30 protein-coding genes are annotated in these 26,101 nt (G+C 74.0%); 12 read left to right on the top strand and 18 right to left on the bottom strand.

What is annotated here, in order from left to right; genetic code table 11:
* Positions 1-38: 38 nt before the first annotated feature.
* The 7 genes from QWZ14_RS22740 to radA form a co-directional block, all read right to left on the bottom strand.
* Positions 39-1,010 carry an NAD(P)H-dependent glycerol-3-phosphate dehydrogenase gene (locus tag QWZ14_RS22740; protein ID WP_290319227.1) on the bottom strand — a complete coding sequence of 324 codons (972 nt, stop codon included), beginning with the start codon at positions 1,008-1,010 and terminating at the stop codon, positions 39-41.
* Positions 1,011-1,012: 2 nt separating this feature from the next.
* Entirely contained in the window at positions 1,013-1,840 is an 828-nt protein-coding gene (locus QWZ14_RS22735) for a 23S rRNA (adenine(2030)-N(6))-methyltransferase RlmJ (protein WP_290319226.1), read from the bottom strand.
* The gene (locus QWZ14_RS22730; protein WP_290319225.1) at positions 1,837-2,562 is read right to left on the bottom strand and encodes an SDR family NAD(P)-dependent oxidoreductase; all 726 of its coding nucleotides are present in this window, start codon (positions 2,560-2,562) and stop codon (positions 1,837-1,839) included. Before QWZ14_RS22730 ends, QWZ14_RS22735 begins: the two co-directional genes overlap by 4 nt.
* Entirely contained in the window at positions 2,562-4,061 is a 1,500-nt protein-coding gene (gene purF, locus QWZ14_RS22725) for an amidophosphoribosyltransferase (RefSeq protein WP_290319224.1), read from the bottom strand. Before purF ends, QWZ14_RS22730 begins: the two co-directional genes overlap by 1 nt.
* 11 nt (positions 4,062-4,072) lie before the next feature.
* Positions 4,073-4,633, bottom strand: coding sequence for a CvpA family protein (locus tag QWZ14_RS22720; RefSeq protein ID WP_290319223.1), 561 nt, complete (start codon positions 4,631-4,633; stop codon positions 4,073-4,075).
* A gap of 79 nt (positions 4,634-4,712) precedes the next feature.
* On the bottom strand, positions 4,713-5,690 hold the full coding sequence (locus QWZ14_RS22715) for a Bug family tripartite tricarboxylate transporter substrate binding protein (protein WP_290319222.1): 978 nt from the start codon (positions 5,688-5,690) through the stop codon (positions 4,713-4,715).
* Between the two features lie 73 nt (positions 5,691-5,763).
* A complete protein-coding gene (radA, locus tag QWZ14_RS22710) occupies positions 5,764-7,191 on the bottom strand; it encodes a DNA repair protein RadA (protein ID WP_290319221.1) in 1,428 nt (475 codons plus the stop codon).
* Between the two features lie 111 nt (positions 7,192-7,302).
* Here radA and QWZ14_RS22705 point away from each other — a divergent pair, with 111 nt between their 5' ends.
* Entirely contained in the window at positions 7,303-7,887 is a 585-nt protein-coding gene (locus QWZ14_RS22705) for a tyrosine phosphatase family protein (RefSeq protein ID WP_290319220.1), read from the top strand.
* A gap of 12 nt (positions 7,888-7,899) precedes the next feature.
* On the opposite strand, the gene QWZ14_RS22700 is transcribed toward QWZ14_RS22705, so the two are convergent.
* From QWZ14_RS22700 to QWZ14_RS22680, 5 genes are all read right to left on the bottom strand, one after another.
* Positions 7,900-8,937, bottom strand: coding sequence for a sulfate/molybdate ABC transporter ATP-binding protein (locus tag QWZ14_RS22700; protein ID WP_290319218.1), 1,038 nt, complete (start codon positions 8,935-8,937; stop codon positions 7,900-7,902).
* 37 nt (positions 8,938-8,974) lie between these two features.
* On the bottom strand, positions 8,975-9,805 hold the full coding sequence (gene cysW / locus QWZ14_RS22695) for a sulfate ABC transporter permease subunit CysW (protein WP_290319217.1): 831 nt from the start codon (positions 9,803-9,805) through the stop codon (positions 8,975-8,977).
* An 8-nt stretch (positions 9,806-9,813) separates the two neighbouring features.
* Positions 9,814-10,626 (bottom strand): sulfate ABC transporter permease subunit CysT, encoded by an 813-nt coding sequence (cysT, locus tag QWZ14_RS22690; protein ID WP_290319215.1) that lies wholly within the window; start codon positions 10,624-10,626, stop codon positions 9,814-9,816.
* A gap of 23 nt (positions 10,627-10,649) precedes the next feature.
* Positions 10,650-11,672 carry a sulfate ABC transporter substrate-binding protein gene (locus QWZ14_RS22685; protein WP_290319214.1) on the bottom strand — a complete coding sequence of 341 codons (1,023 nt, stop codon included), beginning with the start codon at positions 11,670-11,672 and terminating at the stop codon, positions 10,650-10,652.
* 242 nt (positions 11,673-11,914) lie between these two features.
* A complete protein-coding gene (locus QWZ14_RS22680; RefSeq protein WP_290319213.1) occupies positions 11,915-12,433 on the bottom strand; it encodes a hypothetical protein in 519 nt (172 codons plus the stop codon).
* Between QWZ14_RS22680 and QWZ14_RS22675 the strand changes: the two genes are divergently transcribed.
* The gene (locus QWZ14_RS22675) at positions 12,387-12,887 is read left to right on the top strand and encodes a TauD/TfdA dioxygenase family protein (protein ID WP_290319211.1); all 501 of its coding nucleotides are present in this window, start codon (positions 12,387-12,389) and stop codon (positions 12,885-12,887) included. The two genes, QWZ14_RS22680 and QWZ14_RS22675, sit on opposite strands and share 47 nt — an antisense overlap.
* Positions 12,888-12,912: 25 nt before the next feature.
* Here QWZ14_RS22675 and QWZ14_RS22670 read toward each other — a convergent pair whose 3' ends face one another.
* Entirely contained in the window at positions 12,913-13,581 is a 669-nt protein-coding gene (locus tag QWZ14_RS22670) for an SH3 domain-containing protein (RefSeq protein ID WP_290319210.1), read from the bottom strand.
* Positions 13,582-13,848: 267 nt separating this feature from the next.
* Here QWZ14_RS22670 and QWZ14_RS22665 point away from each other — a divergent pair, with 267 nt between their 5' ends.
* Positions 13,849-14,820, top strand: coding sequence for a Bug family tripartite tricarboxylate transporter substrate binding protein (locus tag QWZ14_RS22665; RefSeq protein WP_290319209.1), 972 nt, complete (start codon positions 13,849-13,851; stop codon positions 14,818-14,820).
* A gap of 7 nt (positions 14,821-14,827) precedes the next feature.
* Here the strand turns inward: QWZ14_RS22665 and QWZ14_RS22660 are convergent, their stop codons facing one another.
* On the bottom strand, positions 14,828-15,790 hold the full coding sequence (locus QWZ14_RS22660; protein ID WP_290319208.1) for a Bug family tripartite tricarboxylate transporter substrate binding protein: 963 nt from the start codon (positions 15,788-15,790) through the stop codon (positions 14,828-14,830).
* Positions 15,791-15,919: 129 nt separating this feature from the next.
* Positions 15,920-16,714, bottom strand: coding sequence for an enoyl-CoA hydratase/isomerase family protein (locus tag QWZ14_RS22655; protein ID WP_290319207.1), 795 nt, complete (start codon positions 16,712-16,714; stop codon positions 15,920-15,922).
* A gap of 732 nt (positions 16,715-17,446) precedes the next feature.
* Here QWZ14_RS22655 and QWZ14_RS22650 point away from each other — a divergent pair.
* Positions 17,447-17,605 carry a hypothetical protein gene (locus tag QWZ14_RS22650; RefSeq protein ID WP_290319206.1) on the top strand — a complete coding sequence of 53 codons (159 nt, stop codon included), beginning with the start codon at positions 17,447-17,449 and terminating at the stop codon, positions 17,603-17,605.
* A 2-nt stretch (positions 17,606-17,607) separates the two neighbouring features.
* Here the strand turns inward: QWZ14_RS22650 and cysK are convergent, their stop codons facing one another.
* Positions 17,608-18,522, bottom strand: a complete 915-nt coding sequence (gene cysK / locus QWZ14_RS22645) for a cysteine synthase A (RefSeq protein ID WP_290319205.1) — start codon at positions 18,520-18,522, stop codon at positions 17,608-17,610.
* 189 nt (positions 18,523-18,711) lie between these two features.
* Between cysK and QWZ14_RS22640 the strand changes: the two genes are divergently transcribed.
* Positions 18,712-19,704 carry a Gfo/Idh/MocA family oxidoreductase gene (locus QWZ14_RS22640; RefSeq protein ID WP_290319204.1) on the top strand — a complete coding sequence of 331 codons (993 nt, stop codon included), beginning with the start codon at positions 18,712-18,714 and terminating at the stop codon, positions 19,702-19,704.
* On the opposite strand, the gene pobA is transcribed toward QWZ14_RS22640, so the two are convergent.
* Entirely contained in the window at positions 19,680-20,855 is a 1,176-nt protein-coding gene (gene pobA, locus QWZ14_RS22635; protein ID WP_290319203.1) for a 4-hydroxybenzoate 3-monooxygenase, read from the bottom strand. The genes QWZ14_RS22640 and pobA overlap by 25 nt on opposite strands.
* A gap of 92 nt (positions 20,856-20,947) precedes the next feature.
* Here pobA and QWZ14_RS22630 point away from each other — a divergent pair, with 92 nt between their 5' ends.
* Entirely contained in the window at positions 20,948-21,703 is a 756-nt protein-coding gene (locus tag QWZ14_RS22630) for a DsbA family oxidoreductase (RefSeq protein WP_290319201.1), read from the top strand.
* Between the two features lie 101 nt (positions 21,704-21,804).
* Here QWZ14_RS22630 and QWZ14_RS22625 read toward each other — a convergent pair whose 3' ends face one another.
* Positions 21,805-22,545, bottom strand: a complete 741-nt coding sequence (locus QWZ14_RS22625; protein WP_290319200.1) for an SDR family NAD(P)-dependent oxidoreductase — start codon at positions 22,543-22,545, stop codon at positions 21,805-21,807.
* A gap of 140 nt (positions 22,546-22,685) precedes the next feature.
* Between QWZ14_RS22625 and parA the strand changes: the two genes are divergently transcribed.
* The 6 genes from parA to QWZ14_RS22595 all read left to right on the top strand — a co-directional run.
* Entirely contained in the window at positions 22,686-23,336 is a 651-nt protein-coding gene (gene parA / locus QWZ14_RS22620; protein WP_290319198.1) for a ParA family partition ATPase, read from the top strand.
* Entirely contained in the window at positions 23,326-23,787 is a 462-nt protein-coding gene (locus QWZ14_RS22615; protein ID WP_290319196.1) for a CopD family protein, read from the top strand. Before parA ends, QWZ14_RS22615 begins: the two co-directional genes overlap by 11 nt.
* A 3-nt stretch (positions 23,788-23,790) precedes the next feature.
* A complete protein-coding gene (locus QWZ14_RS22610; RefSeq protein WP_290319195.1) occupies positions 23,791-24,213 on the top strand; it encodes a GNAT family N-acetyltransferase in 423 nt (140 codons plus the stop codon).
* A 46-nt stretch (positions 24,214-24,259) separates the two neighbouring features.
* Positions 24,260-25,234 carry a zinc-binding dehydrogenase gene (locus QWZ14_RS22605; protein ID WP_290319193.1) on the top strand — a complete coding sequence of 325 codons (975 nt, stop codon included), beginning with the start codon at positions 24,260-24,262 and terminating at the stop codon, positions 25,232-25,234.
* 103 nt (positions 25,235-25,337) lie between these two features.
* On the top strand, positions 25,338-25,727 hold the full coding sequence (locus tag QWZ14_RS22600; RefSeq protein WP_290319192.1) for a hypothetical protein: 390 nt from the start codon (positions 25,338-25,340) through the stop codon (positions 25,725-25,727).
* On the top strand, positions 25,717-26,101 hold a 385-nt coding region (locus tag QWZ14_RS22595), incomplete at its 3' end, for a hypothetical protein (protein WP_290319191.1). The genes QWZ14_RS22600 and QWZ14_RS22595, both read left to right, overlap by 11 nt.

The raw sequence follows: 26,101 nt of genomic DNA, 5'->3' as shown, positions 1-26,101 counted from the left end.
GACGGGTCACCCCTATCTCAGGCGGACATCTGGTCTAGCTATTCGTCTCGCCTGGGCCGCGCCAGCAGCCGCCCCATCGCTTCCGGCACGGTCAGGCCGCCGGCCAGCAGCTCGGCGACGGCGGCGCAGATCGGCAGTTCCACCCCCGCCGCCGCCGCCCGCGCCACCAGCGCCGGCGCGGTCGCGGCGCCCTCGGCGACGCTCACCTTGCCGGCCAGCGCCTCGGCGAGGCTGCGGCCGCGGCCCAGTTCCATCCCGAGGGCGGTGTTGCGGCTGCCCGGCCCGGTCGCGGTCAGCAGCAGGTCGCCCATGCCCGACAGCCCGGCCGCCGTCTCGGCCCGCCCGCCGAGCGCCACCGCCAGCCGGGACAGCTCGGCCAGGCCGCGGGTCACCAGCGCCGCCCGGGCATTCTCGCCGAGCCCGGCGCCGATCACCGCGCCGGCGGCGATGGCGATGACGTTCTTCGCCGCGCCGCCGACCTGCACGCCCACCGGGTCGTCGCCGCCGTAGAGCCGGAAGCCGGTGGTGCCCATCGCCGCGCCCACCAGGTCGCGCAGCGCCGCGTCGCGGCAGGCGACCACGGCGGCGGCGGGGAGGCCGAGCGCCACCTCGCGGGCGAAATTCGGCCCGGACAGGATGGCGGCGGGGCCGGGCCGCAGCGCCTCGGCGACCTCGAGCGGCAGCAGCAGGCTGCCCTGCTCCACCCCCTTGGCGGCGATCACCAGCGGCGGCACCGCCCGCGGCAGCCGGGCGAGGATCGCCCGCAGATGCTGGGCGGGAACGGCGAGGAGGACGAAGGCCGCGCCGTCCAGCGCGCCGAGGTCGGCGGTCGGGGCGATGGCGGCGGGCAGCGCCACCCCGGGCAGGTGCCGGGCATTCTCCCGCGCCGTGGCCATCGCCGCGGCCCGGTCCGCATCGCGGGCCCAGAGCGTCGCCTCCAGCCCCGCCCGCGCCGCCTGCACCGCCAGCGCGGTGCCCCAGGCGCCGGCGCCGAGGACCGCAATGCGCATCGCTACTCCTCCGTCACCCGGCTGACCGACCAGCCCTCGCCCGGCTCGCGGTCGCCGAGCAGCCCGAGCATGTCGTGCAGGATGGCGCCGGCCTGCTCGGCGAAATGCCAGGGCGGGTTGGCCACCAGCAGGCCGCAGCCGTTCAGCCGCTGCGCATCGGTCGGCTCCCGCAGCCAGAGCTCGACCGCGATGAGGTCGCGGGTCCCGCCGTCCCGCAGCGCCTGGTGGAAGGCGCGCACCGGGGCGCGGTGCTTGATCGGGTACCAGCAGGCCTGCACCGCGGCGCGGAAGCGATGCCCGACCAGGGCGATGCCCGCGGCCATGCGCTCGAACTCGCCGGGCTGCTCGAAGGGCGGGTCGACCAGCACCAGCCCGCGCCGCTCCGGAAAGGGGGTCAGGCCGCGCAGCGCCTCCCAGCCGTCCCGCAGGTGGACCGCGACCTGCGGGTCGTGGCGGAAGCGGGCGCGCAGCGCCGCATGCTCCTCCGGGTGCAGCTCGCAGGCCAGCAGGTGGTCCTCGGGGCGCAGCAGGGAGCGGATGATGGCGGGCGAGCCGGGATAGGCATTCGGGGCGCCGGCGGCGCGCATCAGCTCGGCGTAGTCCGCCAGCGGCCCGGCCTCGACGTCGAGCAGCCGCAGGATGCCGCGTTCCCATTCGCCGGTGCGGCCGGCCTCGGGCGAGCCCAAGTCGTAGCCGCCGGCGCCCGCATGGGTGTCGAGCACCCGGAAGGGTCTGGGCTTGGCGGCCAGCGCCCGCAGCAGCGCGATCAGCAGGGCGTGCTTGAAGCAGTCGGCGAAATTGCCGGCATGGAAGCCGTGCCGGTAGTTCACGCGGCCAGCGTGACCAGGGCGCCGTTCCGCGTCTCGCCGGGCAGGCAGAGCGCGGCGATGGCCGGGGCGACGTCGGCCGGCTGGCGCAGGGTCGCGGCATCCTCGCCGGGCATGGCGACGGCCCGCAGCCGGGTGGCGACCGGCCCGGGGTCGACCAGGTTGACCCGCAGCGGCGTGGTCTCGACCTCCGCCGCCCAGGACCGCGCGAGGTGCTCCTGCCCCGCCTTGCCGAAGCCATAGAGGCCCCAGTAGGCGCGCGGCTGCGCCACCAGCCCGTCGGTCAGCAGCACCGCGCGGCCGGCGGCGGCGGCGCGCAGCGGCGGGTCGCAGGTGCGGATGACGCGCCAGCAGGCGGTCAGGTTCACCGCGACCACCTGCTGCCAGTCGGGCGGCATGATGTGCGCGACCGGCGTCAGCTTCGGCAGCACCCCCGCGGCATGCACCAGGATGTCCAGCCGGCCGAAGCGGCCGACGATGGAGGGGCCGAGCATGTCGAGCTTCTCGCCGTCCTTGGCGAGGTCGAGCGGGAACAGCGTGGCGCTGCCGCCGAGGCCGCGGATGGCGTCGTCGATCTCCTCCAGCGCGCCCTGGGTCCGCGCCGTCAGCACGCAGTGGGCGCCGAGCCGGGCCAGCTCCAGCGCGGTGGCGGCGCCGATCCCGCGCGAGGCGCCGGTGACGAGGGCGACGCTGCCGGCCAGCGGCCCCGCTGCGGCCGCGGCCATCAGCCGGCCCGCAGCAGCGACAGCTGGCGGTCGGTATTCGCCTGGGTGTCGGTCAGCGGGATGGCGTAGTCGCCGGTGAAGCAGGCGTCGCAATAGGCCGGCTTGGCGGCGTCGCGGCCCGGCTTGCCGAGCGCGCGGTAGAGCCCGTCGAGCGAGATGTAGGCGAGGCTGTCGACGCCGATGATCTGGGCCATCTGCTCGAGGTCGTGGGTCGCCGCCAGCAGCTTGCCGCGCTCCGGCGTGTCGATGCCGTAGTAGCAGCTGTGCGTCGTCGGCGGCGAGGAGATGCGCATGTGCACCTCCCGCGCCCCGGCGGCGCGCACCATCTCGACGATCTTCTTGCTGGTGGTGCCGCGGACGATGCTGTCGTCGACCAGGATGACCCGCTTGCCCTCCAGCATCGGCTTGTTGGCGCTGTGCTTCAGCTTGACGCCGAGGTTGCGGATCTGGTCGGTCGGCTCGATGAAGGTGCGGCCGACGTAGTGGTTGCGGATGATCCCGAGCTCGAAGGGGATGCCGCTCTCGGTCGCGTAGCCCATCGCCGCCGGCACGCCGCTGTCGGGCACCGGCACCACCACATCGGCCTCGACCCCGCTCTCGCGCGCCAGCTCGGCGCCGATGCGCTTGCGCGTCTCGTAGACCGGGGTGCCCTCGACCACGCTGTCGGGGCGGGCGAAGTAGATGTACTCGAAGATGCAGAAGCGGTCCGGCTGCTTGCCGAAGGGCTTGATGCTGTGCACGCCCTTGTCGTCGATGATGATGATCTCGCCGGCGTCGATGTCGCGGACGAACTCGGCGCCCACGATGTCGAGGGCGCAGGTCTCGCTGCAGAGCACCCAGGAGGTCGGCACCCCGTCGGTGCCGCCGAGCCGGCCGAGCACCAGCGGCCGCACCCCGAAGACGTCGCGCGCGCCGATCAGCGCGCCGTCGTGCAGCGCCACCAGGCTGTAGGCGCCCTGGACCTGCCGCAGCGCGTCGATCAGCCGGTCCACCACGGTGGAGTAGAGGCTGATGGCGATGAGGTGGATGAAGACCTCGGAGTCCGTGGTCGACTGGAACAGGCAGCCCCGGTTCACCAGGCTGCGGCGGAGCGCCAGCGCATTGGTGAGGTTGCCGTTGTGCGCCACGGCGAAGCCGCCGAAGGCGAAGTCGGCATAGAGCGGCTGGACGTTGCGCAGCGCGGTCTCGCCGGTGGTGGCGTAGCGGTTGTGCCCGGCGGCGGCGCGGCCGCGCAGCGAGGCCATGACCTTGGCATCCGAGAAGGTGTCGCCGACCAGCCCGCGGCCGCGGTGGGCATGGAAGATGCCGCCCTCATCCAGGCTGACGATCCCTGCCGCCTCCTGGCCGCGGTGCTGCAGGGCATGCAGGCCGAGCGCGGTCAGCGCCGCCGCGTCATTGGTGTTCCAGATCCCGAAAACGCCGCATTCCTCGTGGAATTTGTCGTCGTCCTGCGGGTCGTCTCCGGTGGCGGCGGGCTGCTGCATGGACTGATCGGTCATGGGAGGTGTCCTCAGGTCCGGTTGCGGGCAGGCGGCCGCAAGAAGTCTTCCTGTGTCGGTTCCGGGCGGGCCGGCGGGGTGGCCACGCGCGGACGGTATTCGGCGGGCAGGCGGGCGACGAGCCAGTGGGCGCCATCGATGACCAGGGGCAAGGAACGGGCCTCCCGCACGGGCTCCGGCCAGCGCTCGGAGGCCGGCAGCACCATGCCTCCCAGGATATAGGCGAGGATGACCAGGAAGGCACCCCGGGCGACGCCGAAAACCAGCCCGAGCGCCCGGTCGGTGCCGCCCAGCGCCGAATTCTGCACCATCCGCGCCACGTTGCCGATGATGAGCTTGAGGATGATCAGCACGATGAGGAAGACGGCGCCGGCCGAGAGGGCATCGGCCAGCCACGCGGGCTCGACCGTGCCCCGGAGCAGGGGCGCGACGGCGGGGCGGAGGACGAGCGCCGCGGCAGCGGCGCCGATCCAGGCACCCACCCCGAGCACTTCCTCCACCAGCCCACGCAGGAAGGCGAGCACCGCCGATACGGCCAGCACCGCCAGAACCACACCATCGACCCAGGTCATCGTGGCGCGGGGTATAGCGATGGCGCGGGGGGGTGTCCACGCGCGGCATCGGCGCGGCTGGCCCGCCCTGCCCGCATGGTCAGGCCGGGCGCAGCCCCGCCCGCTCCGCCGCCGCCCGGGTCCAGGCGGTCTCGGCCAGCAGGAAGGCGGCGAATCCGGCCGGCGTCGCCTCCGCCGGGTCGGCCATCTCGCTGCCCATCTCCTGCAGCCGCTGCCGCGTCGCCGGGTCGGCCACCGCCGCGGCCAGGGCGGCGGCCAGCGCCGCGCCCACCTCGGCCGGGGCGCCGCCCGGCAGCATGAGGCCGATGAAGGCGGCGGCGCGGTAGCCGGCGACGCCGGCCTCCTCGACGGTCGGCACCTCGGGCGCCACCGGCAGCCGCGCGGCGGAGGCGATGCCGAGGATGCGGATCGCCCCCTCGCGGTGGAAGGGCAGCGCGGTCGAGATCTCGGTCACGCAGGCCATGATGTTCCCGGCGACCAGGTCAGGCGCCATGGCCCCGCCGCTGCCATAGGGGACGTGCTGCATGCCGGCGCCGGTCGCCGCGTTGAACATCTCGATCGCCAGGTGGGAGATGCTGGCGGTGCCGGAGGAGCCGACGGTGATGCGCCCCGGGTTCTCCCGCCCATGGGCGACGAACCCGGCCAGGGTCCGGGCGGGGAAGGCCTTGTGCACCGCCAGAACCTGCGGCGTCCGGCAGGCCAGGCCGATGGGGGCGAAATCGCGCAGCGGGTCGTAGCCGAGACTGGCCTGGACCTGCGGATTGACGGTGATGGGGCCGTTCGAGCCGAGCATCAGGGTATAGCCATCCGGCTTGGCTTGCGCTGCGGCACGCGCGCCGACGCTGCCCCCGGCCCCGGCCCGGTTCTCCACCACCACCGGCTGGCCCAGCGTCCCGGCCATGCGCGGGGCGATGAGCCGGGCGACGGTGTCCGAATTGCCGCCGGGGGCATAGGGGACGACCAGCCGCAGCGCCCGTTCGGGGTAGCCGGCCGCAAGGGCCGGTGCGGCCAGCAGCGTCGGGGTCAGCGCCAGCAGGCTGCGGCGGGCGATGGGCATGGGCGGCCTCCTCCGTGCCGGCTGTGGCCACCGGTATCGTTGCCGATCAGGATGCGGCGGCGCCGGCCAGGGCTCAACCCACTTTCGCCGGCTCCTTCTGCGCGCCTTCCTTCTTCACCGTCTTGCCGGCGAAGGGCGCCACCAGATCGGCCAGGTGCCCGATCTCGCTCAGCCGCAGCCCCTCCAGCGCCGCCGGGGCGCGGCCGCCGCGGGCGACGCGGCGCGGCAGCACCGCGGCGGCGAAGCCGAGCTTCTGCGCCTCCCGCAGGCGTCCCTCGGCATGCGCCACCTGGCGGACCTCTCCCGACAGGCCGACCTCGCCGAAATAGACCGTCTCCGGGTCGGTCGGCCGGTCGGTCGCGGCGGAGACCAGGGCGGCGGCGACGGCAAGATCGGCCGCCGGCTCGGCGATCCGCAGCCCGCCGGCGATGTTGAGGTAGACGTCGTTCATCCCGAGGGTCAGGCCGCAGCGGGATTCCAGCACCGCCAGCAGCATCGACAGCCGGCTGCTGTCCCAGCCCACCACCTGCCGGCGCGGGCTGCCGCCGGTGGAGGGCGCCAGCAGCGCCTGGATCTCGACCAGCACCGGCCGGGTCCCCTCGATCCCGGCGAAGACCGCCGAGCCCGAGACATTGCCGCGGCGCTCGGCCAGGAACAGGGCGGAGGGGTTTGGCACTTCCACCAGCCCGCGCTCGGTCATCTCGAAGACGCCGATCTCGTCGGTCGCGCCGTAGCGGTTCTTCACCGCCCGCAGGATGCGGAACTGGTGGCCGCGGTCGCCTTCGAAATAGAGGGTCGCATCGACCATGTGCTCCAGCACCCGGGGGCCGGCCAGCGTGCCCTCCTTGGTCACGTGGCCGACCAGCACCAGGGCGAAGCCGCGGGTCTTGGCGAGGCGGATCAGCTCGGCGGCGCAGGCGCGCACCTGCGCCACGGTGCCGGGGGCGCTGTCCAGCGCATCGAGCCACATGGTCTGGATGGAATCGATGACGACGAGCGCGGCCTCCTCCTCCTGCTCCAGGCTGGCGACGATGTCGCGCAGCGCCGTCGCGGCCGCCAGCGCGAGGGGGGCCTTCTCGAGCCCGAGGCGCAGCGCCCGGAGGCGGACCTGCTCGATCGCCTCCTCCCCGCTCACGTACAGGGCGCGGTGCCCGGCGGCGGCGATGCGGGCGGCGGCCTGCAGCAGGATGGTCGACTTGCCGATGCCGGGGTCGCCGCCGACCAGCACCGCGGAGGCGGGGACGATGCCGCCGCCGAGCACCCGGTCGAGCTCGGCGAGGCCGGTCGGGATCCGGGCGGGCGGGGCGGAGGAGCCCTGCAGCCCGACGAATTCGACGCGCCTGCCGCCGGCCACCTTGCCCGCCGGGCCGGGGCCGCGCACCGGGGCGGCGGCTTCCTCCTGCAGGGTGTTCCATTCGCCGCAGGCGTCGCAGCGGCCCTGCCACTTCGGGTGGACGCCGCCGCAGGCCTGGCAGACGTAACGGGCGCGATCCTTGGCCAAGCGGGGAATCCTCGGGACGAAACGTGAACATGGGGAAAGACGGGGCGCGGTGCAAGCCTGGACCGCCGGGGCCGGGCGGCGCACCCTGGCGCCGGCAACCCTGGTGAGACCATGCAGAGCATCGCCCCCTTCCCCCTCAGCGTCTGCGGCATCGAGGAATTGCACGGCCATTGCGAGACGGGGGTGAGCCATGTGCTCTCGATCCTCGACCCCGAGCACCCGGAGCCGGAAGCCTTCGGCCGCTTCGGCGAGCACGCCAAGCTGGAGCTGCGCTTCGACGACATCATCGAGCCGGCGCCGGGCAAGATCGCGCCCGATGCCGGGCATGCGGAGTCGATCCTCGGCTTCGGCCGATCCATCCAGGCGGAATCCGGCGCCCGCCTGCTGGTGCACTGCCATGCCGGCATCTCCCGCTCCACCGCCGGGATGGCGCTGATCCTGGCCCAGGCGCGGCCCGACGTGGCAGCCGACCGGCTGCTGCAGGCGATCCTCGGCATCCGCGAGAAGGCCTGGCCGAACCTGCGGCTGCTGGAGCTGGGCGATGCCCTGCTCGGCCGCGGCGGCGCGCTGCCGGCCGCCGCGGCGGCGCTCTACTGCCACCAGCTCCGCATCCGGCCGCACCTGGCCGAGATCATGCGCAAGGCCGGCCGCGGGCGGGAGGTGGATGCGGCCGCCACGGCGGTGCTGCCGGGCTGAGCCGGGCCGTCGTCAGGCCGGGAAGAGCCGCGCCGCCAGCGGCCTGACCCGGCAGGGCTCGCCCCGCGCCGGCGCCGCCCAGCCCGCGGCCGGGGTGGCGTCCAGCACCGTGCCCTCCAGCAGCACCGTCAGCCGCAGCCCGCGCCCGTCGTGCCGGGCCGAGACCACGGTGGCATTGCCGGGCGCGTCGCCGCCGGCCGGTTCCGCCGCCAGGTCCACCGGCCGCAGGAAGGCGAGCGCCGGACCATCCGGCAGGCTGGTCTCGACCGCCAGCGGCGGCAGCGCGGCGAACCGGGCCTGGCCGTCCGCCAGGGTGCAGGGCAGCCGCACCGCCTCGCCGAGGAAGCCCGCGACATGCGCATCCGCCGGGCGCGCCAGCAGCGTCTCGGGCGTGTCGAATTGCACCACCCGCCCGGCCCGCATCACCGCCACGCGGTCGGCCAGGTCCAGCGCCTCGTCCTGGTCGTGGGTGACGAAGATGCTGGTGATGCCGAGGCGGTCGTGCAGCTGCCGCAGCCAGACCCGCAGCTCCTTCCGCACCTTGGCGTCCAGCGCGCCGAAGGGCTCGTCCAGCAGCAGCAGCCGCGGCTCGATCGCCAGCGCCCGGGCCAGCGCCACCCGCTGCCGCTGGCCGCCGGAGATCTGGTCGGGGTAGCGCCGCGCCAGTTCGGGGATCTGCACCAGCTCCAGCAGCCGCTGCACCCGGGCGGTGATCTCGGCCCCGCCGGGGCGGTCCCGGCGGGGGCGGATGCGCAGGCCGAAGGCGACGTTCTCGAAGACCGTCATGTGGCGGAACAGCGCGTAGTGCTGGAAGACGAAGCCGATCCCGCGCTCCCGCGCCGGCACCCGCGCCAGGTCGCGGCCATGGACGTGCAGGCTGCCGGCATCGGGGAATTCCAGCCCGGCCAGGGCGCGCAGCAGCGTGGTCTTGCCGCTGCCGGAAGGGCCCAGCAGGGCGATGAACTCGCCATCCCGGATGCTGAGGTCCACCGCGTCCAGCGCGGCCACCTCGGCGTAGCGCCGGGTCAGCCCGGCGATCTCGATGCTCATGCCCCGCACCCCGCCCGCGCCGCCGCTGCGGCCGCCGTCACGCACCGGCCAGCCTGCGGCCGCCCAGCCGTTCCAGCAGCGCCTTGGCGCCGAGCGTCACCAGGGCCAGCAGCGCCAGCAGCGCGGCGACGGCGAAGGCGCCGACGAACTGGTACTCGTTGTACAGGATCTCGACATGCAGCGGCATGGTATTGGTCTCCCCCCGGACATGGCCGGAGACCACCGAGACGGCGCCGAACTCCCCCATCGCCCGGGCATTGCAGAGCAGCACGCCGGACAGCAGCGCCCAGCGGATATTGGGCAGGGTCACCCGGCGGAAGATCTGCCAGCCCGAGGCCCCGAGGGTCGCCGCCGCCTCCTCCTCGGCCCGGCCCTGCGCCTGCATCAGCGGGATCAGGGTGCGGGCGACGAAGGGGAAGGTGACGAAGATGGTCGCCAGCACCAGCCCCGGCAGGGCGAAGACGATCTCGATCCCGCGCGCCTGCAGCCAGGGGCCGAACCAGCCCTGGGCGCCGAACAGCAGCACCCAGACCAGGCCCGAGATGACCGGGGAGACCGAGAAGGGCAGGTCGATCAGCGTGACCAGCAGCCGCTTGCCGCGGAACTCGAATTTGGCAATGGCCCAGGCCGCGGCGATGCCGCCGAGGGTGTTCACCGGCACCGCGACGGCGGCGACCAGCAGGGTCAGCCGGACCGCGGCCAGCGCATCCGGGTCGGCCAGCGCCGCCAGCGCCGGCGGCAGGCCGCGCCGCAGCGCCTCGGTGAAGACCGCGGCCAGCGGCAGCAGCATGACGACCCCGAGCACCGCCAGCGCCAGCAGGCAGAGCAGCCACCGCAGCCAGCGCGGCTCGCCGATCGCCGGGTTCATGCCCCCACTCATGCCAAGCCCCGGCGCAGCCGCCGCTGCAGCAGGTTGAAGCCGAGCAGCAGCAGGAAGGACAGCCCCAGCATCGCCAGGCCGATCGCCGCCGCCGCCGCGTAGTCGAATTGCTCGAGCTGCACCACGATCAGCAGCGGCGCGATCTCGCTGACCATCGGCATGTTGCCGGCGATGAAGATGACGCTGCCGTATTCCCCGACCGCCCGGGCGAAGGCCAGCGCCACGCCGGAGGCCAGCGCCAGGCCGAGCGCCGGCAGCACCACCCGCCAGAGCGTCTGGCCGCGCGTCGCGCCGAGGGTCGCCGCCGCCTCCTCGGCGTCCCGCGCCAGGTCGCGCAGCACCGGCTCGACGCTGCGGACCACGAAGGGCAGGCCGACGAAGGCGAGCGCCACCGCGACGCCGAGCGGGGTGAAGGCGACCTTGACGCCGAGTGCGGCCAGCGGCGCGCCGAGCCAGCCGTTCGGCGCATAGAGCGCGGTCAGCGCCAGCCCGGCGACGGCGGTGGGCAGGGCGAAGGGCAGGTCGACCGCGGCATCCAGCAGCCGCCGCCCGGGGAAGCGGTAGCGCACCACCACCCAGGCGATCAGCAGCCCGATCGGCATGTCGACCAGCGCCGCCAGCAACGCCGCGCCAAAGGACAGCCGCAGCGCCGCCAGCACCCGCGGCTCCGTCACCACCGCCCAGACCCCGGCCGGGCCCAGCTCCCAGGGCCGGATCACCAGCGCCGCCAGCGGCACCAGCACCACCAGCCCGAGCCAGAGCCAGGTGATGCCGAGCGCGAGGCCGAGGCCGGGCAGCGGGTGCCTCATCGCCGCCCCTGGCGTCGCATGGCTCAGCGCCCCGGCTGGTAGAGGCGGTCGAAGCTGCCGCCATCGGCGAAATGCGTCTTCTGCGCCTGCTGCCAACCGCCGAACTCGGCATCCACCGTCACCAGCGGTAAATCGGGGAAGCGGGCACCGGCGGCGGCCAGCGCCGCGGCCTCGCGCGGGCGGTAGAAGTGCTTCGCGGCGATCGCCTGGCCCTCGGCCGAATACAGGTGCCGCAGGTAGGCCTCGGCCACCGCCCGGGTGCCGCGGCGGTCGACGTTGCGATCCACCACCGCGACCGGCGGCTCGGCCAGGATCGACAGGCTGGGATAGACGATGTCGAATCTGCCGGCGCCGAATTCGGCGAAGGCCAGATGCGCCTCGTTCTCCCAGGCGAGCAGCACGTCGCCCTGGGCGCGCTGGACGAAGCTGGTGGTCGCGCCCCGCGCCCCGGTATCGAGCACCGGCACGCGGCGCAGCAGCCGGCCGAGATAGTCGGCCGCGGTCGCATCCGAGCCGCCCGGCTGGCGCCGCGCCCAGGCCCAGGCCGCCAGGTAGTTCCAGCGCGCCCCGCCCGAGGTCTTCGGGTTGGGGGTGATGACGCCGACGCCGGGCTGCACCAGGTCGCCCCAGTCGCGCAGCCCCTTCGGGTTCCCCTGCCGCACCAGGAAGACGATGGTGCTGGTACAGGGCGCGCTGTTGTGCGGCAGCCGCTGCTGCCAGTCCGCGGCGATCAGGCCGCGCCCGGCGATCTCGTCGATGTCATAGGCCAGGGCGAGGGTGACGACATCGGCCTGCAGCCCGTCGATCACCGCCCGCGCCTGCCGGCCGGAGCCGCCGTGCGAGGTGCTGAGGCGCAGCGCCTCGGCATGCCCGGCCGCCTTCCGGTGGGCGAGGAAGGCGGCGTTGTAGTCGCGGTAGAATTCGCGGGTCGGGTCGTAGCTGACGTTCAGCAGCTGCCCGGCCGGCTGCGCCCGGGCGGCGCCCAGGGGCGCCGCGGCGCCGAGGACGAGGCCGGGCAGGGAACGGCGGCCGAGGCTGGCAGGCATGGCAGGGCTTCCCTCGCTGATCAGGAAGTGCGCTGGTCGGAAAGTGCGCGAGCGGGCCGCGCGTTCCCCCGGGTGCTCCCGGGGCCGGGCCGCGGCCGTCGCCGCATGAGGTCGGGGCCGCGGCATCATGCTGGCTCCATGCTGAAGGCGCGGTGCAAACAACCATCACGCGACGCGCAATTCAAGAAATACAAATTTTCATGGTTTAATCCGGCGATCACGCCGCAAGACCTCGCTCCTGATCATCGGATGTTTTGGCGCAGACCAACCATCGAACGGTGTGAAATCAGTGCGCCTGCACCAGGTGGCGGCAGGCCGGGATTGGCGGATGGCAAGGGGGCCGAGGACAGGCGGCCGGCGCCTGCGGGAAGGCTGTCGGCGCTGAGCCTCCTCCCGCCCAAGCCTGCTGCCCGCCCCTGCCGGGAGCCTCGCCCATGGACATCCAGCCCCGCTTCGCCGCCGAGGTCACCGGCCTCGACCTCGCCGGCCCGATCGATGCCGCGACGCTCGAGGTGCTGCACGACGCCTTCCTCGACCATGCCGTGCTGCTGTTCCGCGGCGAGCAGGCGGAGGCCGGCGCCCGGGCGAGCTTCGCCGGGCGGCTGGCGGCGCTGGAGCGCCCGCTGCTCGACCGCGGCAGCCCGCCGCTGCCGCCCGTCCTCCGCGCCGTCGGCGGCGATCCCCCCGGGCGAGACCCCGCCGCCCGGCGATGCCTTGCACGCCGACCATTCCCATGCGGCGGAGCCGAGCATCGCCTGCATCGCGCAGGCCGCCGGGCCGGAGGCCCGGTACGGGGAGATCGCCTTCGCCGATCAGCGCGCGGCGCTGGAGGGCCTGCCGCCCGGCCTGCGCCAGCGGGCCGAGGAGCTCCGCGCAGAGCATCGCCATGCTGGCCAGCGGGCCGAGCACCCGGTGGTCCGCAGCCACCCGATCACCGGCGCACCGTCGCTGTTCGTGAATCCGGCCTTCACCACCCGCATCCTCAACCTGCCGCAGGCCGAGAGCGACCGGCTGCTGGCGCGGCTTTTCGCCGCAGCGACGGCGCCGCCGGTGACGTGGCGGCACGGCTGGGAGGCGGGGGACCTGCTGCTCTGGGACAACCGCGCGGTTCTGCACACCGGCAGCCCGGCCACCGCCCTGCACCGCACCCGCATCGAGGGCGACCGCCCGCTCGGGCTGCGGGCGATGGAGATGCCCTGGGTGGTCGCGGGCTGACGGATCGCCGCCGGGCGGCGATGGCTCAGTGCACCTCGGCCAGGAGGCTCGCGTGCACCCAGCCCTCGGCGCCGGTGCTGCCCACCTGGAGCCAGCCGCCGGGCGCCCGGCCGAAGACGCCCAGCGCCTCGCCCGCCGCCGCGATCCGCCGCACCTCGCCGCCCGGGGCGGCCCGCAGCCGGGCGGGGCTCCGCACCACCACCTTCTCCGGCGCGGTGGCCGCGGCCTCCGTGGCGCGCGCCGCCGGCTCGGGCACCGGCGCCGCGGCCGGCGGGGCGGCGGCGTCCACGGCCAGGGCGGCGCCATCGCGGCAATAGCGGCCGGGTGCCTGGGCATCGGCATGCACCAGCCCGGGCCCCTGCTCCATCACCGTCACGTAGCGCGGCGCCAGGCCCGTCGCGCCGCGCGGCAGCAGCACCCGCATGACATAGGGGCTGGCCGGGCCGCCCGCGGCCTGGACCGTGCCGCAGACCGCGCGCTCATCCTCCGGCCCGAAGCGGAAGACCGCGGCCGGGCCGAATTCCAGCGCCTCCGCCTGGCGCAGCCGGCTGCGCAGCGCCGCCTCCGCGGCGGCGACGTAGCCCGCCTCGGCCGCCGGCGGCACCACCCCGGTCGCGCTGCCGGCCTCCTGCGGACGCAGCAGCATGGCGCCGCTCCCCGCTGCCAGCGCCACCGCGGCCAATGCCAGCCCCATCTTCCGCATCTCGCACCCGATCAGGGCCCGGCCCCGGCACGATGCCCGGCCCGCCGTCCCGCTGCCTGCAATGCCGGAGCGGGCGGATAGTTGCCGGGGCGACACGCTTTCGTGGCGGCCGAGGCCACACCTTGGCACGATGCTGGCATGGCACCGGGCGGGACCCGGGAAACCGCCGTTTCCGGGACCCATCGCCGGCCGGATGCCTGCCGTCCCCACCGCCCTGCCCAGCGACGCGGCACCGCCCGCCGCCCCGGAGAACCCGCCATGCCCGCCCTCCTCGACCGCCGCGCGCTGCTGGTGACCCTCGCCGCCCCAAGCCTCGCCCGGGCCGAGGTCGGCTGGCCGGAGCGGCCGATCCGCTGGGTGGTGAATTTCCCGCCGGGCGGGGCGGCCGACACCCTCTCCCGCATCCTCGCCGAGAGCATCGGCGGCCGGCTGGGCCAGCCCATCGTGGTGGAGAACCGGCCCGGCGCCGGCGGGCTGGTCGGCGCCGACCTCGTCGCCAAGGCGCGCGGCGATGCGCATGTGGTGATCATGTCGAATGCCGCCTCGCATGGCATCGGCCCGGTGCTCTACCCGAACGTCCCCTATGACCCGATGGCGGATTTCCGCCATGTCGCGCTCGTCGGCACCTTCCCGAGCGTGCTGGTGGTGAACCCCGGCGTGCCGGCGCAGACCCTGGCGGAGTTCCTCGCCCTGGCCCGGAGCCGCGCCGGCGGCCTCGCCTTCGGCACCGGCGGCAACGGCACCATGAACCACCTGACCGGCGCGCTGCTGGCGCGCGCCGCCGGGATCGAGCTGACCCACGTGCCCTATCGCGGCTCCGCCCCGGCGCTGGCGGATGCCATCGGCGGGCAGGTCCCGGCGGTGATGGAGAGCCTGCCCATCGCCCTGCCGCATCTCCGCGCCAACCGGCTGCGGGCGCTGGCCACCAGCGAGGCGGCGCGCGACGCCACCCTGCCGGAGGTGCCGAGCTTCGCCGAGGCCGGCTTCCCCGCCGTCGCCAGCACCAACTGGTTCGGCTTCTCCACCGCCGCCGGCATCGCCCCCGCCATCCTCGAGCGCTGGCGTGGGGTCCTGGCCGAGGCGCTGGCCGATGCCAGGCTGCGCGAGCGCTTCGCCGGGATCGGCGTGGTCCCGGGCCGCATGGGCCCGGGCGAGTACACCGGCCTCATCGCCGGCGAGCTCTCCCGCTGGCGCGGGGTGATCCAGGCGGCCGGGGTGACGCCGGACTGAGCGGGGCCTAGCCCGGCTCCAGCCCCGCCTCCTTCGCCCGCGTGGTCAGCTCCTCGATCTGGCCGCGCAGGAAGCCGCGGAACTCCTCCGGCGCGGTGCCGCGCGGCACGTAGCCGAGCCGCGCCACCTTCTCGCCGAACTCCGCCGAGGCCAGGACCGTGTTCATCGCCGCATTGGCCCGGGCGACGACCGGTGCCGGCGTGCCGGCCGGCACCGCCATGCCGAACCAGAAGTCGAAGCCGTAGCCCGGCAGCACGCTGGAGACCGGCGGGATCTCCGGCGCCAGGGCGAAGGGCCTGGCCGAGGTCACCGCCAGCGCCCGCACCTTGCCTTCCCGCACCTGCGGCATGCCGGCGGCGAAGTCGGTCCAGGTGCAGTCGATCCGCCCGGCGATCACGTCGGTCAGCGCCTCCGGCCCGCCGCGATAGGGCACCGCCGTCATCTCGACGCCGGCCATCCGCGCCAGGGTGGCGGAGGCGATCAGCGCGCTGGAATTGCCATGGCTGAAGGTCAGGTTGCGGCGCTTGGCCAGGGCGAGCAGCCCGGGCAGGTCCTTCGCCGGGCTCGCGGCCGGCACCACCAGCACATAGGCGGTCTCGGCGATGAAGCCGACCGGGGCGAAGTCGCGCAGCGGGTCGTAGGAGAGCTTCGGCACGAGGTAGGTGTTCAGGGCGCCGTTGGTGACGCTGAGCACGCACCAGGTATGCCCGTCCGGCGCCGACCGGGCGGCGCTGTCGGTGCCGATGACGCCGCTGCCGCCCGGGCGGTTGTCGATGATGACGGGCTGGCCGAGCTCGCGCCCCAGCGGCTCGGACAGGTGCCGCATCAGCGTGTCGGTCACGCTGCCGGCCGGGAAGGCGACCACCAGGCGGATCGGCCGGTCCGGCCAGGCGCCCTGGGACCCACCCTGGGCGCGGGCGGCGGCGGGCAGCAGCAGCGGCGCGGCAAGCGCCAGGCGGCGGGTCAGCATCCGCGGCAACAGCGGTGAGGCGCGATCGTTCCAGCCATGTCCCATTCCCTCCGGCATTGCGGCGGAGAAGACACCGCGGCCCCCGCGCTGGCAACCCAGGCCCAGGGGACCCAGGCCTGGCAACCCGGCCTAGCGGACCCAGGCGGCCTTGCGCTTGGCCTTGAAGGCGGCGATGCCCTCGGCCGCCTCGGGGCTGGAGGCGGTACGGGCGAAGGCCGCCGCCCCCGCCTCGGCATAGCCCTCGGGCGCGATCGGCCCGAGCGCCGCCAGCAGCCCCTTGGTCTCGGCCAGCGCCCCCGGGGCACCTTCCAGCACCGCGGCGATGGTCGCCTGCACCTGGGCCTCCAGCGCCGCCGCATCGGCCAGCACCTGGTGCACCAGCCCGATCCGCCCGGCCTCGGCCGCGTCGATCACCGTTGCCTCCAGCACCAGCCGCGTCGCCGCCGTCCGCCCGGTCCGCTTCACCACCCAGGGCAGGATCTGCGCCGGCACCAGCCCGCGCCGCACCTCGGGCGCGGCGAAGCGTGCGGTCGCCGTGGCGAAGGCGATGTCGGCCGCGCAGGCGAAGCCCAGGCCACCGGCGTGGCAGGATCCCTCGATGGCGGCGATCACCACCTGCGGCAGCGCCGCGATGTCGCCGAAGCGCGCCCCGGTCCGCCGGTTGCGCACCGTCTGCCGCGCCAGCTTCTGCTCGGGCGTCTCGTCGGAGGCGACCTCGGTCAGGTCCAGCCCGGCGCAGAAATGCCCCCCCGCGCCGCCGATCACCAGCACCCGGGCGGAGGCATCCGCGGCGAGTTCGGCCAGCAGCCGGTCCCAGGCCTCGCCCATGGCGGTGCTGAGGGCATTGCGCCGCTCCGGCCGGTGCATCACCGCCCGCACCACGGGCCCCTCGCGCGTCACCAGCAGCGGCGTGTCGTCGGCCATGTCGCGGTCCATCCCCTCGGTTTGCGGCGGAGGATGCGGCGCCCCCCGCCGGGGGGCAAGCCGGCCCGCCATGATGCCGGCCTTATGCCGCCGCCCGGGATCCGCATCGCGGCCTTGCGCCCCGCCGCCGGATAGTCCGCGGCGGAGGATCCCATGCCTGTCCCGCTTGCCCTGCCCAAGTCCCTGCCCCCGGCACCGCCACCGGCCGCGCCCGGCGGCGACACCCAGTTGCTCGACGAGGCCGCGGCCGGCCCGGGCGGCCGGGTGCTGATCATCGGCGCCACCAGCGCCGAGTTGCTCTGCACAGCGCTGCGCCACGGCTGCCGCGCCGCCCAGGAAGCGACGCTGCCGCCGCTGCGGCCGGAGCCGGCCGATGTCGTCGTCGCCCCGCGTATCGGCTCGGAGGAGGCCGCCGCCGCGCTGGCCGCCTGCGCCCGCCGCGCCCTGGCGGCAAGCCCGGCCGGCGGCCGGCTGGCGCNCCGCCGCGCCCTGGCGGCAAGCCCGGCCGGCGGGCGGCTGGCGCCGCTGCTGCGGCCCGGCGCCGGCGCCATCGCCCGCCGCCTGCGTGACTACGGCCTCGAGCGCCTCCGCCTGCGCGCCCGGGCGGAGGGCGAGCTGCTGCTGGTCTGCCGGATGCAGCCCGCCATCCGTTGAGGCGCCGCACCATGTCCACCGCATCCCTGAGCGGCGCCATCCCGGCGCTGGCCACAGCCGGCGATGCCTGAGCCGCCCATGCCCGGACGGATCCTCCGCCGCAAGCCGGACTCCCCCGCCCTCACCGCGACGCGGGGCATGCCGCCCGCGCACGTGGCGCGGAACCACCTGCTGCTGGCCGCGGCGATCCTCGGCCTGGTCGCCGCGGCCTGCATCCTCCGCCGTCTCGGCGGCTGAGCTCACTCGGGCAGGAAGTCCGGCACCGAGAAGTAGCGCTCCCCGGTGTCGTAGTTGAAGCCGAGCACCCGCGACCCGGCCGGCAGCTGAGGCAGCTTCTGGGCGATCGCCGCGAGCGTCGCGCCGGAGGAGATGCCGACCAGCAGCCCTTCCTGGGTCGCCGACTTCCGGGCGAATTCCTTGGCGTCGTCGCCGCTCACCTGGATGACGCCGTCCAGCAGGTCGGTGTGCAGGTTCTTCGGGACGAAGCCGGCGCCGATGCCCTGGATCGGGTGCGGCGAATGGGCGCCGCCGGAGATGACCGGGGAGGCGCTGGGCTCCACCGCGAAGACCTGCAGCTTCGGCCACTTGGCCTTCAGCACCTGGGCGCAGCCGGTGATGTGCCCGCCGGTGCCGACGCCGGTGATCAGCGCGTCGATCCCCTCGGGGAAGTCGGCGATGATCTCCTGCGCGGTGGTCTTCGCATGGATGGCGATATTGGCGGGGTTGTCGAATTGCATCGGGATCCAGGCGCCGGGGATGGCGGCGGCCAGCGCCTCCGCCTTGGCGATGGAGCCCTTGATGCCCTCGGCCCGCGGCGTCAGCTCGCAGGTCGCGCCATAGGCGGTCATCAGCCGGCGCCGCTCGATCGACATGCTGTCGGGCATGACCAGGATGACCCGGTAGCCCTTCACCGTCCCGGCCATAGCCAGGCCGATGCCGGTATTGCCCGAGGTCGGCTCGATGATGGTGCCGCCCGGCTTCAGCCGCCCCTCGGCCTCGGCCGCCTCGATCATGGCGATGCCGATGCGGTCCTTGATGGAGCCGCCGGGGTTCGAGCGCTCCGACTTGATCCAGACCTCGGCCTCCGGAAAGAGCCGGCCGAGCCGGATATGCGGCGTCTTGCCGATGGTCTCGAGGACGCTGCCTGCCTTCATGATCCTGGTCTCCCTGGTTGCGCGGATTGGCGCACCAGCGGCGCTGGCCCGCAAGCCCGGGCAATTATCCGATCATAGATCGTCCGATGAGAGCTATTATCGCCCGGGCTTCGTGGTTCCGCCATCCCCGGCTTCGGGCTTTCGCCGCGCTCTGCTAGACCTCCCGCCGCATTGCCCCGGAGTTCCCCCATGCCCGCCCCCACCGCCCTCGGCATCATCGGCTTCGGCATCATGGGCGAACGCCTGCTGCGGGCCGCCCTCGGCCAGGCGACGGATTTCGTCAGGCCCATCGGCGTCTGGGATCCCTCCCCCGCCGCCGCCGCGCGGCTGGCCGAGGCCCCCCCCGGCGTGCCCATGCTCGCCTCCGCCGAGGCGGTCATCGAGGCCTGCGAGTGCCTCTACGTGGCCGCGCCGCCGGCCGCGCATATCCCGCTGGCCGAGGCGGCGCTGGCCGCCGGAAAGGCGGTCTTCCTCGAGAAGCCGCTGGCGACCGACCTCGCCGCCGCCCGCGCCTTCGTGGCCCGGGCCGAGGCGACCGGCGCCCGCGCCGCGGTGAATTTCCCCATGGCCTCCTCCCCCGCCATCGCCCAGCTTTCCGCCTGGCGTGCCGGGCTGACGCCCGAGGCGCTGGCCATCCAGGTCGCCTTCGCCCGCTGGCCGCGCGGCTGGCAGCAGGAGGCCGCGGGCTGGCTCTCCCGCCGCGCCGAGGGCGGCTTCACCCGGGAGGTCGTCTCCCACTTCCTCTTCCTCACCCGCCGCCAGCTCGGCCCGCTGGCGCTGCTCGACGCGACCGTCAGCTACCCGCCCGGCGATGCGTCCGAGACGGCGATCACCGCCCGGCTCACCGCCGGCGGCACCCCGGTTACGCTCACCGGTGGCGTCGGCACCACCGCGCAGGACGACCACAACACCTGGGTGCTGAACGATAGCATCCGCATCCGCGACTGGTCCTTCGCCGAGCGCCGCGGGCCAGGGGGCGGCCCGGGGGGCTGGGCCGCGGCGCCGGATGCCCTGCCGAACGAGCGGATGCGGCCGCTGGTGCTGCGCGGCCAGCTCGCCGGCGTCGCCGCCATGACCCGCGGCGAGGCGCATCCGCTGGCGACGCTCCGGGAGGCGCTGGAGGTGCAGGAGATCGTCGAGGCGATCCTCGCCGCGCCTCAGTCCAGCGGCAGCCCGACGTAGTTCTCGGCCAGCGTCATCGCCCCGGCGCGGGAGGCGCAGATGTAGTCCAGTTCCGCCACCTGCACCTTGTGCTCGAAGGGGTCGCCGCCGTCGAAGCGGTGCAGCATGGAGGTCATCCACCAGGAAAAGCGCTGCGCCTTCCAGATCCGCGCCAGCGCCTTCGCTGAATAGCCGTCCAGCAGATCGCTGCCGTGGCCCTGGCAGAAGCCTTCGATGGCACGGGCGAGGACGCGGATATCGGCGATCGCCAGGTTCATCCCCTTGGCGCCGGTCGGCGGGACGATATGCGCGGCATCACCCGCGAGGAACAGCCTTCCGTGCCGCATCGGCTCCACCACGTAGCTGCGCATGGCAGTGATGCCCTTCTGCAGGATCGGGCCCTCGGTCACCTGGTCCGCGCCGTCCCGCCGCGCCAGCCGCGCATGCAGCTCCGCCCAGATCCGGTCGTCGGACCAGGCGGCGATATCCTCCTCCGGCGCGCATTGGAGATAGAGCCGCGACAGGGTCGGGCTGCGCATCGTCGCCAGGGCGAAGCCGCGCTCGTGCCTTGCATAGATCAGCTCATGCGAGGCCGGCGGCGCCGCGGCGAGGATGCCGAGCCAGGCGAAGGGATAGACCCGGTCATAGGCGGTCAGCACCCCGGGGGGGATCGCCGGGCGGCAGATGCCGTGGAAGCCGTCGCAGCCGGCGATGAGGTCGCACTCCAGTACCCGCGCCTCGCCGCCCTCCGTGTAGGTGATGCGCGGCGCGTCGGTCTCGAGGTCGTGCACCGCGACATCCGCGACCTCGAAACGCAGCGGCCCGCCATAGGCCAGCCGCGCGGCGATCAAATCCTTCACCACCTCCTGCTGGCCGTAGATGGTCACCTGCTTGCCGGTCAGGCCCTTGAGGTCGATCCGGTGGCCGGCGCCGCCGAAGCGCAGCTCCAGCCCGTCATGCGCCAGGCCTTCCCGCTGCAGCCGGGCCCCGAGGCCGCTCTCGGTCAGCACGTCGACGCTGCCCTGCTCCAGCAGCCCGGCGCGGATGCGCTCCTCGACATAGGCGCGGGACCGCGTCTCCAGCACCACGCTCTCGATCCCCGCGAGGTGCAGCAGATGCGCCAGCAGCAGCCCGGCCGGCCCGGCCCCCACGATCCCCACCTGCGTCCGCATCCCGCCCATTCCCCCAGCCCGTCCGGCCAATCTGTAGCCTTGCACCCCGGGCGCCAAGGCACGACCTTGCCGCTGAGCGAAGGAGCGACCCGATGGACCACGAGACCCATGCCTGCGGCCCCGACGGCTGCGACGTGCCGGCGACCCAACCGGGCACCCGGCCGGGCACCCTGCCCCTCGCCGCCGCGCCCTCGCGCATCGACATCGTCTCCGACGCCATCTGCCCCTGGTGCTGGGTCGGCAAGCGCAACCTCGAGGCGGCGCTGGCGCTGCTCGAGGGCGAGCAATTCGAGATCTATTGGCGCCCCTTCCAGCTCAACCCGGACATGCCGGCCGAGGGCGTCGAGCGCGCCGCCTACCGCGCCGCCAAATTCGGCAGCGAGACCCGCGGGCGGGAACTCGATGCCCAGGTCGCCGCCTCCGGCCGCGCCGCCGGCCTCGAATTCCGCCACGAGCTGATGCTGCGGACGCCGAACACCATCGACGCCCACCGGCTGATCCGCCTCGCCGGCGGCATGGGCGGCAGCCTGCAGAACGACCTGATGGAGGCGGTCTTCCGCGGCTACTTCCAGGAGGGCCGCGACATCGGCAGCCATGTGGTGCTGGCCGAGATCGCCGCCCAGCTCGGCCTCGATGCCGGGGAGATCCGTGCTTACCTTGCCGGGGACGAGGGCGCCGAGGAGGTCCGCGCCGAGGATGCGGCCTTCCGCCGCGGCGGGCTCTCGGGCGTGCCGACCTTCGCGCTGGAGGGGCATGTGCTGTTCAGCGGGGCGATGCCGCCGGAGAACATGGCCGAGGCCTTCCGGCGCGGGCTGGCGATCCTGCGGGAGCGGGCGAAGGCGGCATAAGAAAGGTCGGGAAGAAGTATCCTCCCGAACCCACCTCTATTTCTAATAGTTAAGAAAGCGAAGGGGGCTCGGGGGAAGTGCCTTCCCCCGACCTTTCTTCCCTAATACGTCGCCCGCCCGCCGGAGACGTCGAACACCGCCCCGGTCGAGAAGCTGCAGTCCTCCGTCGCCAGCCAGCAGACCAGGGCCGCGATCTCCTCCACCTCGGCGAAGCGGTTCGCCGGGATCTTGCTCAGCATGTAGGCGATCTGCGCCTCGGTCATCTGCTTGAACAGGTCGGTCTTGGCCGCCGCCGGGGTCACGCAATTGACCCGGATGTCGGTCGTCGCCAGTTCCTTGCCCAGCGACTTGGTCAGCCCGATCACCCCGGCCTTGGCCGCCGAATAGGCCGCCGCATTGGGGTTGCCCTCCTTGCCGGCGATCGAGGCGATGTTGACGATCCGCCCGTAGTTCCGCGCCCGCATCCCCGGCACCACCGCCCGGCAGCACAGGAAGACGCCGGTCAGGTCGATCTCGATCACCTGCCGCCAGGCATCGACCGGGTAGGTCTCCACCGGCACGTTCGGCCCGGTGATCCCGGCATTGGCCACCAGGATGTCGACCGGCCCCAGCGCCGCCTCGGTCGCGGCCAGGGCCGACTCGATGCCGGCGTGATCCGTCACGTCCACCCGGGCGGCATGGCCGCCGAGCCGGGCGGCGGCGCGCTCGGCCTCGCCGAGGTCGACGTCCCAGATGGCCACCCGGGCGCCGCTTTCGGTCATCCGCTCGGCGATGGCCAGGCCGATGCCCCGCGCCCCGCCGGTGACCACCGCGACACGCCCCTTGAGATCGAGCTGATTCATGGCAAACCTCCCTGATCGGCAGGCACCTGACCCGGCCCCCGCAACGCTGTGACGCAACCTAAAAGCCACTGGCGCAGTTGGCGATGGTGGCTCCGGCACCGATCCGGGTTAGTTAGGGCACAGTTGGGGGAGTGGCAGGCATGGCCTTCGTGGTGGCAGTGGCGCAGCAGAAGGGGGGCGCCGGGAAGTCGACCGTGGCGGCCAATCTCGCTGCCGCGCTGGCGGCCGAGGGCCATCGCGTCGCCCTGCTCGACACCGACCCGCAGCAATCCCTGGTCCGCTGGCATGCCGAGCGGGTCAAGCAGGGGGCGAAGCCCGCCCCCCTCACCTTCGACAGCCCCTCCGGCTGGCGCGTCCCCGGGGCGCTGGACAGGCTGCGGCGGGATCAGGACTTCGTCATCGTCGACACCCCGCCGCATGCCGAATCCGAGGCCAAGCAGGTCATCCGCGCCGCCGACCTGGTGCTGATGCCGATGCAGCCCTCGCCGGCCGATTTCTGGGCCAGCGAGGCGACCGTCAAGCTAGCCCAGGCCGAGCGCCGCCAGGTCATGGTGGTGCTCAACCGCGCCCCCGCCCAGGGCAAGATGAAGGCCAACATCCTGGCCGCACTTGGCCAGCGCGGCGTGCCGGTGCTGGCCGAGAGCCTCGGCAACCGCGTCCAATTCGCCAGCGCCTTCCTCGATGGCCTGGCCGTCACCGAAGCCTCCCCGAGAAGCCCCGCCGCGGCCGAGATGCGGGCGCTTGCCGCCGCCATCGCCGCACTGGTCATTAGGAAGAAGAATGTTGGGTAACCTGTTCTACGCGTTGCATGTCCTGGGCGCCGTGCTCTGGGTCGGCGGGATGGCCTTCGCCATCCTCACCCTGCGGCCGGCGCTCGGGGTGCTGGAGGCGCCGCAGCGCCTCGCCCTGCACGAGGCGGTGCTGGCGCGCTTCTTCCGCCTCATCTGGCATGCCATGCCGATCATCCTGATCACCGGCTACGCGCTGCTGTTCGGCTGGTACGGCGGCTTCGTCGGCGCGGGCTGGCACATCCATGCGATGCACCTCACCGCGCTGATCATGGCCGCCACCTTCATCGCCATCGTCACCGGCCCCTGGAAGGAATTCCGCGCCGCCCGCGCCCGGACCGACGCGGCCGCCGCCGCGACGGCGGTGAACCGCATCCGCCAGCTCGTCACCATGAACCTCGCCCTGGGCCTGCTGACCGTCGCCGTCGCCGCCTGGGGCCGCTTCGGGCACTAGATCATGTCCGACATCATCATCAGCGAGGACGACTACCCCGAGATGGAGGCGGTGGCCGCCATCCAGCGCGGTCTGCATGCCTACAACCAGGACATGGGCGGCCCCTACGACCGGGAGCCGGTGACGGTGCTAGCGCGGGACGCGGACGGCACCGTGCTCGGCGGGCTGCTCGGGCTGACCTACTGGAACTGGCTGTTCATCGACTGGCTCTGGATGGCCCCGGACCAGCGCGGCAAGGGGCTCGGCGGCCAGTTGCTGGAACGCGCCGAGGCCCTGGCCCGGACGCGCCAGTGCACCCACGCCTATACCGACACCTTCAGCTTCCAGGCGCCGGGCTTCTGGACCCGGCGCGGCTACGAGGAATTCGGCCGGCTCGACGGCATGCCGCCCGGCCATTCCCGCCTCTGGTTCCGCAAGAGCCTCTGAGGCCGGCGGCGCCCGCCGCCCAACCCCCGTCCAAGGAAACGCCCCCATGAAGGCAGCCGTCGTCACCGCATCCGGCGTCCAGGTCACCGACGTCGCCGAACCGAAGCCCGGCCCGCAGGAGGTGCTGGTCCGGGTCCGCGCCAGCGGGCTGAACCGCGCCGACCTCGGCGTCGCCGCCGGCCACGCGCATGGCCGCATGGGCGGCGCCGGCACCATCCTCGGCCTGGAATTCGCCGGCGAGATCGTGGCCGTGGGCGCCGAGGTTCCGGCCGAGTTCACCCCCGGCCTCCGGGTGATGTGCAGCGGCAACGGCGGCTACGCCGAATACGCCGTCGCCGACTGGGGCCGCACCACGCCGCTGCCCGACAGCAACATGGGTTGGGCCCAGGCCGCGACGCTGCCGGTCGCGCTGCAGACCATGCACGACGCCGTCATGACTAACGGCGCCCTCAAGCCCGGCCAGACCATCCTGATCCAGGGCGCCTCCTCCGGCGTCGGGCTGATGGGCATGCAGATCGCCAAGGCGATGGGCGCGAGCCAGGTCTTCGGCTCCTCGACCAATGCCGGCCGGCGCGCCAGGCTGGCCGAGTTCGGCTGCGACCTCGCCATCGACACCAGCGATCCCGCCTGGCCCGAGCAGATCCTGGCCGCGACCGAGGGCCGCGGCGTCGACATCATCATCGACCAGGTCTCGGCCGGCGTCGCCAATGCCAACATGCGGGCCTGCGCCATCCTCGGCCGGATCGTCAACGTCGGCCGGCTCGGCGGGTCGAAGGGCGAGTTCGACTTCGACCTGCATGCGCTCCGTCGCATCGCCTATGTCGGCGTCACCTTCCGCACCCGCAGCGTGGCCGAGGTGCGCGAGATCAACCGCCGCATGCGCGCCGACCTCTGGCCCGCGGTCGAGGCCGGCAAGCTCGCGCTGCCGATCGACCGCATCTTCCCGCTGACCGAGGCGGTGGAGGCCCTGGCGCATATGCGCAACAATCAGCATTTCGGCAAGATTGTGCTCGCAGACTGAGGGACGACGCGAACCGGCCGCCCTGTCGCTGCCCTTGCGCAATCAATGGCAATGATTCCACAAGACCTGATTCCATCAGGTGGTGTGGCGGAAGGATCGGGCTTTGCATATTTCCAAGGACCAAGCGGCCCCGGCCGAGGCCGCTGCCGGCGAGGTCGGGCTGCTCCGCGACCTCGCCCTTGCCGCCGCGGCAGCCGCCGCCTCCGGCACCCCGCTGCCGGAGGCGGTGCAGGCCACGCTGGCGGCCTGGCTGGGCGGCTGGCAGGCCGCCGGCCCGCCGGATGCCGACCAGGGCTTCACCCAGGGCTATATCGCCGCCCTGGAGACCGCCGCGCGGCATTGCACCGCCGCCGCCGAGGCCCGCGCCCTCGGCCGCCGGGCCGCCTGGAATCCCTGGCGTCGGCGGCGGCAGCGTGAGGCCGAGGCGGCGCTGCGCAGCATGGCGGCCGGCCTTCGCCTGATGGCCGGGGGGCTGCAGTCCCATGGCCGCTGAACGACGGACCGCCGTCCCCGGCCAGGATGCGGGGATCAGCTCCAGGCTGCGCCGCTGGCTGAGGCCCGACCCGGCCGCGGAGGTCGCCGGGACGGCCGCGGCGGTCGACCTGCGCGGCGACTACGAACGCGTCTTCGCCCAGATCGGCCGGTCCGAATTCGAGCGGGTGCTGGTGCAGCGCCATGCCGATGCCGCGGCCGCCTTCGCCGCCGGCACCCTCGCCGAGGCCGATCAGCTTCGCGCCGAGGTCGAGGCCCAGGCCATGGCCCGCGCCGCCGCCGAGGCGCAGCTCGGCCAGCAGCGCGCCGCGGCCGGAACCGCCGCCGCCGGGCTGGCCCGGTGGCGGGCCACGGCCGAGGCCGAGGCGGGCGCCC

It is taken from the genome of Paeniroseomonas aquatica (assembly GCF_030409335.1).
In the GTDB taxonomy this organism is placed as follows: Bacteria; Pseudomonadota; Alphaproteobacteria; order Acetobacterales; family Acetobacteraceae; genus Belnapia; species Belnapia aquatica.
This window is presented reverse-complemented; position numbering and strand designations above follow the sequence as displayed.